The organism is Streptomyces sp. GQ60, from assembly GCF_059758875.1.
Window position 1 is genome coordinate 695184 of sequence record NZ_JCAXEG010000001.1, and the last position, 13223, is coordinate 708406.

The window sequence follows — 13223 nt, forward strand, 5'->3', positions numbered from 1 at the left end:
CCGGACCGTCTAGACGGACGAAGTCGGCGCCGGGGACTGCGAGGCCGTGCAGACGGTGCCCGTGCCGGGCACCTTCCCGTCGAGCAGGTAGGCGTTGACGGCCTGCTGCACGCAGGGGTCGCCGCTGTTGTACGCGCCGTGCCCCTCGCCCTTGAAGGTGAGCTCCACGCCGACGCCGGGGCCGAGCCGCTCCACCATCTTGCGGGCGCCCTCGTACGGGGTCGCCGGGTCACCGGTGTTGCCGATCACCAGGATGGGCGCCGAGCCGGGGGCGGAGACGTCCGGGGTGTTCCAGGCGCCGTCGACGGGCCAGTCGGTGCAGCCCATCATGGCCCAGCCGAGGAAGTCCCCGAACACGGGCGAGGCGGCGCGGAACTCGGGCAGCTTCGCCTTGGTCTGGGCGAGGGTGTAGCGGTCCTTGGAGTCGGCACAGCTGATGGCGGTGTTCGCTGACCCGATGTTGCTGTACGTGCCCTTCGGGTCGCGGCCGTTGAGGGCGTCGGACATGGCGAGCAGTAGTTGCCCCTGGCCGCCCTCGGCCTCGTCCAGGCCCTGTTCCAGCAGGGGCCAGGCCTCCTTGGAGTACAGGGCGAAGGCGATGCCGTTGGTCGCGGCGTCCTCCGTGAGCAGCCGGTCCCCGGAGCCGGGGACGGGCTTGGCCGCCAACTCCTTCTGGAGCTTGATGATGTTCGCCTCGATCTCCTTGGCGGTGCTGCCCTGGAGGACGCAGGAATCGCCGCGGTTCACGCAGTCCTGGGCGAAGTTGCCGAGCGCGAGCTGGAAGCCCTTGGCCTGGCCGAGGGCGCCCTCCTCGGAGTTCTTGGTCGGGTCGACCACGGCGTCGAAGACGGCACGGCCGACGTTCTTGGGGAAGAGGTGGGCGTAGACCCCGCCGAGCTCGGTGCCGTAGGAGATGCCGAAGTAGTGCAGCTTCTCGTCGCCGAGGGCCTGGCGGATCCGGTCCAGGTCGCGGGCGGCGTTCTCCGTGCCCACGTGGGGGAGCACCTTGCCGGACTTCGTCTCGCAGCCGTCCCGGTACTTCTGGCCGGTGGCGAGGAAGGCCTTCTCCTCCTCCGGCGTCGAGGGGCTGGAGTCGGAGGCGTAGTACGCGTCCAGCTGCTTGTCGTCCTCACAGCGGACGGGCGCGCTGCCGCCGACCCCGCGCGGGTCGAAGCTGACCAGGTCGTACCGGTCGCGCAGGGCCGCGTACTCCTTCGCCGCGCCGGGCAGGCTGGTGATGCCGGAGCCGCCGGGGCCGCCGAAGTTGAAGACGAGCGAGCCGATCCGCTTGTCCTGATCACGGGCCTTCGCCCGGATCAGGGCCAGTGGGATCGTCTCCCCCTCCGGCTCGGCGTAGTCGAGGGGAACGTCCAGGACGGCGCACTGCCAGTCCTTGCCGGGGACCTGCCCGCCGCCCTGGGCCGCGGTGGGCGCCTCGCACTCGCCCCACTCGGGTTTCTTGATGTCCTGCGCGGCGCCGTCCTTGCCCCTCTTCTCGCTGCCTCCGCCGTCGGTACAGGCACTGGTGGCGAGCAGTGCGGCGGCAGTGGCGGCGGCAGCGGCGACCCGGAGGGCGTGTGTCGGCATGTCTTCATCCTCTGCGCGCCTCGCGCGCCGCGCCCCCGCGCTGACCCATACGGGTCATGCGGGGGCGGGGGCGGGGGAGAAGGAGGTGGTGGTGGCCGGACGGATGGTCAGTGCGCCGCGGTCGCCGCCGGGATGTCCACGCGGGCGGCCCGGCGGGCCGGCCAGAGGGAGGCGAGGAGGGCGCCGGCGAGGGCGAGCAGCACCCCGAGGGCGAGCCGTCCCCAGGGGATGACCAGGGCGTAGCCCACGACGCTCTCCTGGAGGGTGCGGCCGAGCGCCCAGCCGGTGAACACGCCCATGACCGTGCCGACGGCCGCGCCGAGGCCGCCGACGAGCAGGGCCTCCATGCGGATCATCCGGCTGACTCCGGCGCGGTCCAGGCCGAGGGCGCGGAGCGTGCCGATCTCCTTGCGGCGTTCGAGCACGGACATCGCGAGGGTGTTGGCGATGCCCAGGGCGGCGATCACCAGGGCCATGCTCAGCAGGGCGTAGAAGACGTTCAGCTGGTCGCCGATGCCGCTGGTGTCCTCGGCGCGGACGGCCTCCTTGTCGAGGACGGACAGCGCGGGGTTGTCGCCGAGCGCCCTGGTGATGCCCGCGAGGGCGGCCCGGCCGGGTCCGCCGCCGGTGGCCACGACGATCGCGTCGGTGTGCGGAGCCGCGTCGTAGCGGGCGACCAGGGAGTCGGGTGCGGTGATGCTGGGCAGCAGGTTGCTCTGCTGGTCCGCCCGGTAGACGGCCCCGATGGTGACCTCGCCCCGCTTGCCCTGCCGTTCGAGCGGCAGGCTCTGGCCGACCTTCCAGCCGTTCGCCCGGGCCTTGAAGTCGGCCACGGCGATCTTGCCCTGGGCGAGGCTGTCGAGGGATCCCTCGGTGACCTCGTAGCGCAGGAGGCGGCCGATGGTGGCGGGGTCGACGCCGGTCAGGACGGAGGAGGCGCCGCCGATCCGGTACCCGGTGGACTGGTTGAGCGGGCTGGAGGAGGCGTCCGGCACGCTCTTGAGGAACTCGGCTTTGAGGAGCTCGGCCCTGAGGAGCCCGGCGGTGGCGGGGGTCATCCGCTGGCCGCCCGGGGCGGCCTTCACCAGGTAGTCGGCGGTGAGGTCGCGGGTGGTCGCGCCGTCGAGGTACTGGGTGGCGGAGGCCCCGAGGACGGACAGGCCCGAGGCGAGGGTGAGGGCGATGGCGAGCGCGGCGGCCGTCGCGCCCGTACGGCGGGGATCGCGCACGGTGTTGCGGGCGGCCAGGTCGCCCCGCACCGGGCTGACGCGGACCAGCAGCGGCCGGAGCAGGGCGGTGAAGGGCCGCGACAGGAGCGGGATGAGGGTGATCACCCCGGCCAGGGTGAGGGCGGCGCCGAGGCCGATGACGGTCCGGGCGTCCTTGCCGGTGGTGAGGGCCCCGTAGAGCACGGCCGCGGTGCCGGTGAGGGCCAGGGCGGCGCCGAGGCCGGTGCGCGGGGAGGCGGCCCGTGCGGGCGCCGCGGGCTCGGCGGCGCCGAGCGCGGCGACGGGCGGGATGGCCATGGCCCGGCGGACCGGAACCCACGCGGCGATCACCGGCAGGGCGGTGCCGACCATCAGCGCGATGCCCGCGGTGGCCGGGAGCAGGACCAGCGGGGCGGCCGGGCCGTCGGCGGCGGAGGAGGAGAGGGTCTGGAGCACCGCGGCGACCCCGGTGCCGGCCAGGATGCCGGCCACGGAGGCGATCAGTCCGACCAGGACGGACTCGGTGAGCAGGATCCGGCGCACCTGCTTGCGGGAGGCGCCGACGGCCCGCATCAGGGCCAGTTCCCTGGTGCGCCGGGACACCAGCATGGTGAAGGTGTTGGAGATGAGGAAGGTGGCCACGAAGAGGGAGACCGCCGCGAAGCCCAGCATGATCTGGCTCATGGTGTCGCTGTCGCTGGAAGCGAGGTCGGCCTGGAGGCGGGCGAGCCGGGCGCCGGTGATGGCGGTGGAGTCCTTGGGGATCACCGTGTCGACCCGGGCGCCCAGCTGTGTCAGGTCGGTGCCGGGTGCGGCGGTGATCTCGATGTTCGTGTACTGGCCGGGCCGCAGGAACAGCCCCTGGGCGGTGGCGTCCGCGAACAGGACCAGGCTGCCGCCCGGGGGGAGCTTGGAGGCGTCGGTGCGGAAGACGCCGCTGAGGGTGTACGAGGCCGCGCCCGTGCCCGTACCGACGCGCACGGTGTCGCCGACGCGGTAGCCGCCCTGGGCGGCGCTGGCCTCGTCGAGGGCGACCGTGTGCTCACCGGCCGGTCCGGTGCCCCGGGTGAACCGGTAGGCGGGGTCCGTTCCGTTCGCGGCCGGGGCGAAGTTGCCGCCCTTGCGGAACGTGCCGTTGCCGAGCAGCCGGCCCTCGTGGTCGGCGACGGCGGCGAAGCCGCTGACCCGGCCCGCGACGGCGGCGACCCCGGGGACCTCGGCCAGGGTGGCCGAGGTGCGGGCGTCGAGGGTGGCAGGAGGGGCTCCGGGGAGCGTGTGGGGTGCGACGTTGAGGGAGATGCGGTCGTAGCCGGCGCTCGCCCGGTCGACGGCGGCCTGCTTCAGGCTGTCCCCGTAGACGAGGCTGCCGGTGACGAAGGTGACCCCGAGCATGACCGCGAACGCGGTCATCAACAGGCGGGCCTTGTGCGCGAGCACGTTGCGCAGGGCGGTACGGAACATGGGATGCGGATCCTGGGAGGCGGGCCCGGGGGAGCGGGCGGGCGGCTGGTTCGGTGCGGGAGCGCGGCGGGGTCAGCTCGTACGGGAGCGGGCGTCGAACGCCTTCATCCGGTCCAGCACGCGGTCCGCGGTGGGCCGGGTCATCTCGTCGACGAGGCGGCCGTCGGAGAGGAAGACCACGCGGTCGGCGTAGCCGGCGGCGACGGGGTCGTGGGTGACCATGACCACGGTCTGGCCCAGCTCGCGCACCGAATCGCGCAGGAAGCCGAGGACTTCGGCCCCGGCACGGGAGTCCAGGTTTCCGGTGGGCTCGTCGCCGAAGACGATCGCGGGACGGGAGACCAGGGCCCGGGCGACCGCCACGCGCTGCTGCTGTCCGCCGGAGAGCTGTCCGGGACGGTGGCCGAGGCGGTCGGAGAGGCCGGTCATCGACACCACGTGGTCCAGCCACTGCCGGTCGGGCTTCCGGCCGGCGATGGTGAGCGGCAGCGTGATGTTCTCCAGGGCGGTCAGGGTCGGCAGCAGGTTGAACGCCTGGAAGACGAAGCCGATCCGGTCGCGGCGCAGCCGGGTGAGCTGCTCGTCGTTCAGGGAGCCCAGCTCGGTGGTGCCGATGCGGACGGAGCCGGAGCTGAAGGAGTCGAGCCCGGCGGCGCAGTGAATCAGGGTGGACTTGCCGCAGCCGGAGGGGCCCATGATCGCGGTGAACTCGCCCTCGCGGAAGGCGATGTCGACGCCGTCCAGGGCGACGACCCGGGTCTCGCCGCTGCCGTAGACCTTCGAGAGGCCGGTGGTGGCGGCGGCGATGCCGGTCGGCGCGTGGAGCGGGTGCGGGGCATGGGGGGCGGCGGTCACGGGGGACTCCTCTTCGGGCGCGGGAAGCTGCACTTCGAAGGGTGTCCGGGCGATGTATCGGGGCCCGGGCCGCCGGGTATCGGCGGCCGCTCCGGTGTGTATCGGTCCGGTACCCGACGAGCCGGCGGGCCGGCGGGCCGGCGGAGGTCAGGCCGGCAGGCGCAGGGTGGCGACGGCGCCGCCGTCCGGGGCGTTCGCGAAGTCGAGTTCGGCGCCGAGCACCCGGGCCTGGCCCACGGCGATGGTCAGGCCCAGGCCGTGGCCCGTGCCGCGCTCCGTCCGGCCCGTGTGGAAGCGGCGCGGGCCGTGGCTCAGCAGCTCGGCGGGGAAGCCGGGGCCGTGGTCGCGCACGACGACCGTGCGGCCCTCGACGGTGACCCGTACCGGGGCGTCCCCGTGCCGGTGGGCGTTGACGACGAGGTTGCCGACGATCCGTTCGAGGCGGCGCGGGTCGGTCTCCACGCCCTCGGCCTGCTCGGCGACGTCGACCTCCGTGGCGAGGCCCGTGCGCGTCACGGCCTCGGAGACGACCGCGCCGAGCGGGACCCGGGCGTGGACCGGCAGTTCGGCGCCCGCGTCCAGCCGGGAGATCTCCAGGAGGTCCTCGACCAGCCCGCGCAGATCGCGGACCCGGGCTCGGAGCAGGTCCTCCGTCTCCCCGGGCGCCAGCAGGTCCGCGGCGGCCAGCAGACCGCCGACTGGCGTGCGCAGTTCGTGGGCCACGTCGGCGGTGAACCGGCGCTCGTCGCGCAGCTTCCGGCCGAGGGTGTCGGCCATGAGGTCGACGGTGGCGGCGATGTCGTCGAGTTCGTCGCGGCCCCGGGTGGGTCCGGTACGGGCGTCCAGGTCCCCGGCGGCAATCCGGCTCGCGGTCTCGGAGACCCGGCTCAGCCGGCGGCCGAGCAGCCCGGCTCCGTAGACCGCGAGGGGAGTGGCCGCGGCGAGGGCGATCAGCGAGGACACCGTCATGGTCAGGTCGAGCCGGTACAGATCGTAGAACTCCGGGCTCATGTTCACGCGGACGGCGAGCACCGGGCTGCCAGGTCCGCCGACGCGCTGGGCGGCCCAGGCGGACGGCCCGAGATTTCCTTCGACGTGCCCGTCGAAGGCGGTGTGCCGAGCGTCGTCGTCCGGGCTCCGCAGTGCGGCGGGCAGTCCGGGCGGATCGAGCTCGGCGCCGTCGATCAGGGTGCCGGTGCGGCGGTAGGTGTCCATGGCCGTGTACACGGAGTTGGAGGCCCGCATGTCGGACCGCTCGCGGATGTCCCGTGCGGTCCAGAGGTGTACGAGGAGGCCCACGGCCACCGCGACCAGGCAGGCCGTGGCCGCGGCCAGGGCGGCGATCTTCCAGCGCAGGGGGACGCGGCCCGGCCGCGGCCTCTCGAAGGGGGCCACCGGTCTCAGCGCTTGAGCTTGTAGCCGAAGCCGCGGACCGTTTCGATCCGGTCCCGGCCGAGCTTTCCGCGCAGCCGCTGCACGCACAGGTCCACGACGCGGCTGTCGCCGTCCCAGCCGTAGTCCCAGACGTTGCGCAGCAGGGTGTGCCGCTCCAGCACGATGCCCGGGTGGGCGGCGAACTCCAGCAGCAGCTTCAGCTCGGTCGGGGTGAGCGCCACCGGGGTTCCGCCGACGGCCACGTCCAGGCCGCCGGTGTGGAGGGTCAGGTCCCCGAAGGACAGCAGCTCCCCCTCGGCGGGTCCTGCCCCTGCTGTCGCTCGCCCGGGCTGTCCGCCCTGTCCGTCCGGCGGGGCAGGGGCGTAGGTGGCGCGCCGCAGCAGCGAGCGGATGCGGGCCACGAGCACGTTGGTGTCCACGGGCTTGACCACGTAGTCGTCCGCCCCGGCCTCCAGACCGGCGACGATGTCCAGCCCGTCGCCGCGCGCCGACATCATCAGCACCGGGACCAGGCTGGTCTCCCGGACCTTGCGGCACAGGCCGATGCCGTCGAGACCGGGCAGCATCACGTCGAGGATCAACAGGTCGAAGTCCTCGTCGCGGAAGGATTCGAGGCCGGTGAGTCCGTCGGCGGCGGCCCGCACCGTGTACCCGTAGCGCTCCAGGGAGACGGTGAACGAGCGTCGCATCAGCTCGTCGTCCTCCACCAGCAGCACGCGAACGGGTCGCGGGGCGGCGGCAGCCGGAGTGGGGGAGGACACGGCGGAGGCTCCTGTTCGGCGGACGGGTACCTGAGCGGACGGGTACCGATAGGGAACGATAGGGCCGCGGAAGCCGTGATTCCCTTCATCGCGGCCACGCGGCCCGATCAGATGAAGAGCCGAGCGCCCGCTGATACCGGCCCGATACGAAGGCCGCGCTCGATGGCCGGGCCTTACGGCCGTGACCGGCGGCCGTTTGACGGGCGGCCGGTCACCGCGGCTGGGCCGTACGACCGGCCCCTACAACTGGTCCTTACGGCTGGCCCCTACGGCTGGCCCCTACGGCTGGCCCCTACGGCTGGGCCAGGACCTGCTTGGCCGCCGCGCGCCCCGTCGCGACGCAGGCGGCCACGCCCACGCCCTCGTACGCCGCACCGCACAGGGCGATGCCGGGGAGCTTCCCGGCGGCCTCGCGGATGCGGGCGACGCGCTCGCGGTGACCGACGCCGTACTGGGGCAGGCCCCGGTCCCAGCGGGTGACGCGGGTGGCCACGGGTTCGCCCATGGGGCCCACCGCGTGGTGGAGCTCGGTGATGGCCGAGCGCACCAGGTGGCGGTCGGGGCGGCCGAGCAGCTCGTCCTCGCCGATGCGGCCGATGGAGGCGCGGAGCACGAAGGTCTCGGGGGCCGAGTCGTGCAGCCAGGACCACTTGTTGGAGAGGAAGGAGGCGGCCTTCAGGGTGTGGCCGTCGGCCGGTGGGACCAGGAAGCCGTTGCCCCGGGGGAGGAAGTGGGCCTGGGCGCGGGAGAAGGCCATGGTGATGACGGCCGTCGACGCGTGCGGGATCGAGGACAGCTCGGCCTCGGCGATCGGGGAGTGCGGGCGCAGCAGCTCCGCGGCCGCGAAGGCGGGGAGGGCCAGGATCACCGCGTCGGCCTCCATCGTCAGCGCGCCGTCGCCGGTCATCGCCTGGACGCGCCAGCGGCCGTCGGCCACCCGCTGGAGCGAGCGGGCCGTCGTCCCGGTGAGGATGCGGGCCCCGCAGGCTTCCGCGACGGCCGCCGGGAAGCGCCCGGTGCCGCCGACGACGCCCTGGACGGCGACGGCCCCCGAGCGGGGGGCGCCCGCCGCGCGCATCCGGCGCAGGGCCGGGAGGAGCGGGGCGCCCTGCTCCGCGAGGGCCGCGATCCGGGGCATGGCCGCGCGCAGCGAGAGCCGATCGGCGAGACCGGCGTAGACGCCGCCCAGCATGGGTTCGACGAGCCGGTCCACGGCCTCCTGGCCGAAGCGTCCGGCCAGGTACGCGGTGACCGAGCAGTCCTCGGTGAGCGGGGTGGCCGGCAGGGTTTCCTCGGCGGCGACGCGCAGGACGCCCTCGGGGGAGAGCAGCCCGGTGCCGACCAGCGCGGAGGGGTCGGTGGGGATGCCCATCACGTGTCCGGCGGGCAGCGGGCGCAGGGCGCCGTTGGTCCAGATGGCGGTGGCGGCCTTCGCGGGATCGCAGAGGGCCTCGCCGAGTCCCACGGCGGCGGCCAGCTCCACGGCCTCCGGACGCAGGGCCATGAGGGACTCCGCGCCCTCGTCGACGGTGATGCCGGCGATGGTGCCGGTCCGGAGCTTCCCGCCGACCTCGGCGTGGCTCTCCAGGACGGTGACATCGGCCTGGCCGCGCAACTGCCACGCGGCGGCCAGACCGCTGATCCCGCCACCGATGACGATCACTGAACGCATGTGTTCTCCTGTGGCCGATATGTTCCCTTATGAAACGTATGGGAACGGGGTGAGTCAGCGCCTCATGCTTTCGGCCAAAGCGGCGAGGTCCTCCGGATGGGGGAAGCTGCCGGGCTCGTACGCGCAGTACGGGTCGGCCTCCAGCACGTCGCGCGTGAAGCCGTACGCCCGTGAGCGCGACCCCCCGCACACCGTTTTGAACTCGCACGCCCCGCACTTCCCGCGCAGCAGCGAGGGGTCGCGGAGCTTGGTGAAGAGCGCCGAACCCCGGTAGATCTCGGTCAGCGGGTGGTTCTTCACGTTGCCCGCCGAGAGCGGCAGGAAGCCGCTGGGGTGCACCTCGCCCGTGTGCGAGATGAAGACGAAGCCGCGGCCCGAGGAGACGTCCATGGGCGGCCGGCGCACGGCCCGCCGCTCCCCGTCGAAGACCCCCAGCTCGCGGGCCCGGGCCGAGAGGCGCTCGTAGAGCGCGCCCAGGACGGGTCGCTCGCCGCGCGCGTCCAGGACGGTCCGCTGCAGCACGACCCGCCGGAAGTGGTGGCCCTCCGTGGTCTTGGTGGCCATCACCGCCCCGCAGTCGTACAGGAAGTGCAGGACGTCCTCGGTCTCGGCGGCGGTCAGGGAGTCCAGCTGTTCGCCGCGGCCGGCCGGGACCAGGATGAATCCCGACCACAGCATCGTGCCCTCGCGTTTGACCAGCGCCGCGATGTCGGCCAGGTCCTCCAGGCTGTCGCGGCTGACCGTGGTGTTGATCTGGACCTTGAGCCCGAGTTCCCGGGCGGCCCGCCAGCCGTCCAGCGTCCAGTCGTAGACCCCGGGCACGCCCCGGAAGGCGTCGTGGCGCCCCGCCGTCGAACCGTCCAGGGAGAGCGAGAGCGCGATGGCCCCCGCTTCCCGCACCGCCACGAGGTTCTCCCGGGTCAGCGTCGGCGTACCCGACGGGGAGACCGCGACGCGCAGGCCGAGGGAGGTCCCGTACGCGACCAGGTCGGTGAGGTCGGCGCGCTGGAAGGGATCCCCGCCGGTGATCACGAAGAGCGGCCCGGGCTTCCCGAAGGCTGCGATCTGGTCCATCACCCGGCGGGCGTCCGCCCCGTCGAGCTCCTCGGGGTGGCGCAGGGTCTGCGCCTCGGCCCGGCAGTGCAGACAGGCCAGCGGGCAGGCCCGGGTGGCCTCCCAGATGACGATGAAGGGCCGGTCGGAGACCGCGTGGCGGGGGCTCCGGACGACCCCGTGGCCCGGGCGCCGGGTCACGAGACGCGCTCCCAGCCGCGCTTGCTCGGGCGGTTGGCGAGCTGCTTCGGGTCCCGCTTGCGGTAGACCACGTACGGCCGGAACAGGTACTTCAGCGGCACCGAGAACATGTGCACCAGGCGCGAGTACGGGATCAGCGCGAACAGCGTGAAGCCGAAGAGGATGTGGATCTTGAAGGCGAGCGGGGCGCCCGCCATCAGCTGGTAGTCCGGGGTGAAGGTGAACAGGCTGCGGAACCACGGGGAGATGCCGTCGCGGTAGTCGTAACCGTCCGTCATGCCGGCCGAGTTCAGCAGCGTGGCCGTCAGCCCGAGGATCATCGCGCCGAGCAGGAACGAGTACGTCAGGTGGTCGCTGCGCAGCGTCGCCCTGCGCACGGCCGGCACCTTGAAGCGCCGGTAGACCAGGATCCCGATGCCCACGGCGGCCGCGAGGCCCGCGACCGTGCCGGTGGAGAGGGCCATCAGGTGGTACGCGTGGTCGCTCAGGCCCACCGCGTCGGTCCAGCTCTTGGGGACGAGCAGGCCGACCACGTGGCCCACGACCACGAAGAGCATGCCGAAGTGGAAGAGCGGCGATCCGATGCGCAGCAGCCGCGACTCGTGCAGCTGCGAGGAGTGCGTGGTCCAGCCGAACTTGTCGAAGCGGGCCCGCCAGACCGTGCCCGCGATCAGCAGCGCGATCGAGACGTACGGCAGTACGCCCCACAGGAGGAGGTCCATCAGGCGGGCATCCTTTCGGAGGCTACGGAAGCTACGGAAGCTACGGAAGCTACGGAGGCGGCGGAAGCCGTCGTGGGCCAGGGGAGTTCGGTCGGGCCCCGGACGGGGAGGTCGGCCGGCATGTCGAGGCCCGGCCCGAAGGGTTCGAGTGCCGAGCCCGCGCCCACCAGCTCCTGCGGCGGCCCGCTCGATGCGAGGGCCTTCGCCTCCGCCTTGGTCTCGGGGGAGGGCCCGGGCAGCGTCGCGCAGACGGCCTCCAGGATCCGGGCGTACGGGGACCCGGACTCGGTGAGCGCCAGGCGCAGCAGCTCCAGCCCGGCCCGGTGCTCCTGGAGCAGCCGGGTGCCGGCCTCTTCCTCGCGGGCGGCGAACTCCAGGGCCACCGGCAGGAAGTCGGGCAGCTCCTCGCCCGCGAACTCCAGCCCGAAGTCCCGGTAGATCCGCTTGAGCCGGACCAGGGACAGCCCGCGCCGGCGGGTGTCCCCGTCGACCCACCAGGTGAGGTAGAGGCAGCGCCGGTTGCGGGTGTCGAAGGTCGAGGTGTACTGGGCGCACAGCTCGATCGGGGTCTGCCGCCCGGCCTCGTCGAGGAACGCGCCGAGCAGCGCGGCCGGTTCGGCGGGCGCCCCGGCGAGGGCCGCACGGAGCCGCGGGAGTTCGTCGTGGAAGTGGTCGCCGGGGTACTGCAGCACGCAGCCCGCGACCAGCCGCACCAGCGCATCGCCGCTCATCGGGTCCCGGGTCACGAACGCCTCCTGGTGTCGCCGAGGTTGAGCATCACGCGGGGTTCGGGCAGGGCGCCGACGGGGCAGGCTTGGTCCACTGCGTCCCCGTCGTTCAGCGGGTGCGAGTCGGCGAGCGCGTCGGCCTCGGCGCGGGCCGCGCTGGGAACCACGAAGCGGTCCTCGATCTTGGCGATGGCCAGGAGGCGGAACATGTCCTCCATCTCCTGCCCGGAGAGCCCGACGGCCCGCGCGATCGACTCGTCCCGCTCCTCGCCCAGGTTGACGCGGCGCATGTAGGCGCGCATCGCGGCCATCCGGCGCAGCACCGCCTCCACCGGCACGGTGTCGCCGGCGGTGAGCACCGCGGCGAGGTACTCGACCGGGATGCGCATCGCCTCGATGGCGCCGAAGAGGTTGCCGGCGTCCTCGCCGTCGCTGCCGGTGGCGGCGACCGCCTCGACGACGGGGGAGAGCGGGGGGACGTACCAGACCATCGGCATCGTCCGGTACTCCGGGTGGAGCGGGAGGGCGACCTGGTAGGTGGCGATCAGGTCGTAGACCGGGGAGTCGCGGGCCGCGTCGAGCCACTCGTCGGTGATGCCGGCCGCGCGGGCGGCGGCGATCACGGCCGGGTCCGCGGGGTCCAGGAAGCACTCCAGCTGGGACGGGTACAGATCGTGCTCGTCCTCGACCGCGGCGGCCTCGGCCACCTTGTCGGCGTCGTAGAGCATCACGCCGAGGTAGCGCATGCGGCCCACGCAGGTCTCCGAGCACACGGTCGGCATGCCGACCTCGATGCGCGGGAAGCAGAAGGTGCACTTCTCGGCCTTGCCGGTCTGGTGGTTGAAGTACACCTTCTTGTACGGGCATCCGGTCACGCACATCCGCCAGCCGCGGCACTGGTCCTGGTCGACCAGGACGATGCCGTCCTCCTCGCGCTTGTACATCGCGCCGGAGGGGCAGGAGGAGACGCACGCGGGGTTGAGGCAGTGCTCGCAGATCCGCGGGAGGTAGAACATGAAGCTCTGCTCGAACTCGAAGCGGATCTTCTCGCCGACCTCGTCGCGGATCTGCTCGATGATCGGGTCCTGCGGCGCGTGCGTGGGGGCGCCGCCGAGGTTGTCGTCCCAGTTCGGACCCCACTCGATCTTGTCGATGGGCTCGCCGGTGAGCTGGGAGACGGGCCGGGCGGTGGGCAGGTCGTCGCCCGCCGGGGCCTCGGTGAGGTTCTTGTACTCGTAGGTCCAGGGCTGGTAGTAGTCGTCGATCTCCGGGAGGTCCGGGTTCGCGAAGATCTTGCCCAGCTTGGCGAGGCGGCCGCCCGCCTTGAGGCGGAGCTTGCCGGAGCGGGTGCGCTCCCAGCCGCCCTTCCACTTCTCCTGGTCCTCCCAGCGGCGGGGGTAGCCCTGGCCGGGGAGGGTCTCCACGTTGTTGAACCAGACGTACTCGGTGCCCTGCCGGTTGGTCCACGCCTGCTTGCAGGTGACCGAGCAGGTGTGGCAGCCGATGCACTTGTCGAGGTTCATGACCATCGCGACCTGTGCCATAACCCGTCCGATCTTCGCTTCGCGAGGGGGCATGTT

At 73.0% G+C, this 13223-nt stretch carries 10 protein-coding genes; all 10 read right to left on the reverse strand.

Features of this window, described 5'->3' with window-relative positions; genetic code table 11:
* Positions 1–9: 9 nt before the first annotated feature.
* The 10 genes from AC6CKD_RS03300 to narH all read right to left on the reverse strand — a co-directional run bounded on the left by AC6CKD_RS03300 (position 10) and on the right by narH (position 13187).
* Positions 10–1587: an alpha/beta hydrolase gene (locus AC6CKD_RS03300; protein ID WP_498324981.1), complete on the reverse strand. Its 1578-nt coding sequence runs from the start codon at positions 1585–1587 to the stop codon at positions 10–12.
* Between the two features lie 107 nt (positions 1588–1694).
* Positions 1695–4256, reverse strand: a complete 2562-nt coding sequence (locus tag AC6CKD_RS03305) for an ABC transporter permease (RefSeq protein ID WP_498324982.1) — start codon at positions 4254–4256, stop codon at positions 1695–1697.
* Positions 4257–4328: 72 nt separating this feature from the next.
* A complete protein-coding gene (locus tag AC6CKD_RS03310; RefSeq protein WP_498324983.1) occupies positions 4329–5111 on the reverse strand; it encodes an ABC transporter ATP-binding protein in 783 nt (260 codons plus the stop codon).
* A gap of 147 nt (positions 5112–5258) precedes the next feature.
* Positions 5259–6506, reverse strand: coding sequence for a sensor histidine kinase (locus tag AC6CKD_RS03315; protein ID WP_498324985.1), 1248 nt, complete (start codon positions 6504–6506; stop codon positions 5259–5261).
* 5 nt (positions 6507–6511) lie between these two features.
* Positions 6512–7195 (reverse strand): response regulator transcription factor, encoded by a 684-nt coding sequence (locus AC6CKD_RS03320; protein WP_498325428.1) that lies wholly within the window; start codon positions 7193–7195, stop codon positions 6512–6514.
* Between the two features lie 364 nt (positions 7196–7559).
* Positions 7560–8939 (reverse strand): protoporphyrinogen oxidase, encoded by a 1380-nt coding sequence (hemG, locus tag AC6CKD_RS03325; protein WP_498324986.1) that lies wholly within the window; start codon positions 8937–8939, stop codon positions 7560–7562.
* Positions 8940–8993: 54 nt separating this feature from the next.
* On the reverse strand, positions 8994–10193 hold the full coding sequence (locus AC6CKD_RS03330; protein ID WP_498324987.1) for a TIGR04053 family radical SAM/SPASM domain-containing protein: 1200 nt from the start codon (positions 10191–10193) through the stop codon (positions 8994–8996).
* Positions 10190–10915, reverse strand: a complete 726-nt coding sequence (gene narI, locus AC6CKD_RS03335; RefSeq protein WP_498324989.1) for a respiratory nitrate reductase subunit gamma — start codon at positions 10913–10915, stop codon at positions 10190–10192. Before narI ends, AC6CKD_RS03330 begins: the two co-directional genes overlap by 4 nt.
* Entirely contained in the window at positions 10915–11661 is a 747-nt protein-coding gene (gene narJ / locus AC6CKD_RS03340) for a nitrate reductase molybdenum cofactor assembly chaperone (RefSeq protein ID WP_498324991.1), read from the reverse strand. The genes narI and narJ overlap by 1 nt, the downstream gene beginning before the upstream one ends.
* Complete coding sequence (narH, locus tag AC6CKD_RS03345) at positions 11658–13187, reverse strand: nitrate reductase subunit beta (RefSeq protein WP_498324992.1); 1530 nt, start codon at positions 13185–13187, stop codon at positions 11658–11660. The genes narJ and narH overlap by 4 nt, the downstream gene beginning before the upstream one ends.
* Positions 13188–13223 lie beyond the last annotated feature (36 nt).

Bases quoted from the DNA above. Each gene is read 5' to 3' on its own strand.
- AC6CKD_RS03300 (WP_498324981.1), bottom strand. From the start codon at position 1,587: ATGCCGACACACGCCCTCCGGGTCGCCGCTGCCGCCGCCACTGCCGCC.
- AC6CKD_RS03305 (WP_498324982.1), bottom strand. From the start codon at position 4,256: ATGTTCCGTACCGCCCTGCGCAACGTGCTCGCGCACAAGGCCCGCCTG.
- AC6CKD_RS03320 (WP_498325428.1), bottom strand. From the start codon at position 7,195: ATGCGACGCTCGTTCACCGTCTCCCTGGAGCGCTACGGGTACACGGTG.
- hemG (WP_498324986.1), bottom strand. From the start codon at position 8,939: ATGCGTTCAGTGATCGTCATCGGTGGCGGGATCAGCGGTCTGGCCGCC.
- narI (WP_498324989.1), bottom strand. From the start codon at position 10,915: ATGGACCTCCTCCTGTGGGGCGTACTGCCGTACGTCTCGATCGCGCTG.
- narH (WP_498324992.1), bottom strand. From the start codon at position 13,187: ATGGCACAGGTCGCGATGGTCATGAACCTCGACAAGTGCATCGGCTGC.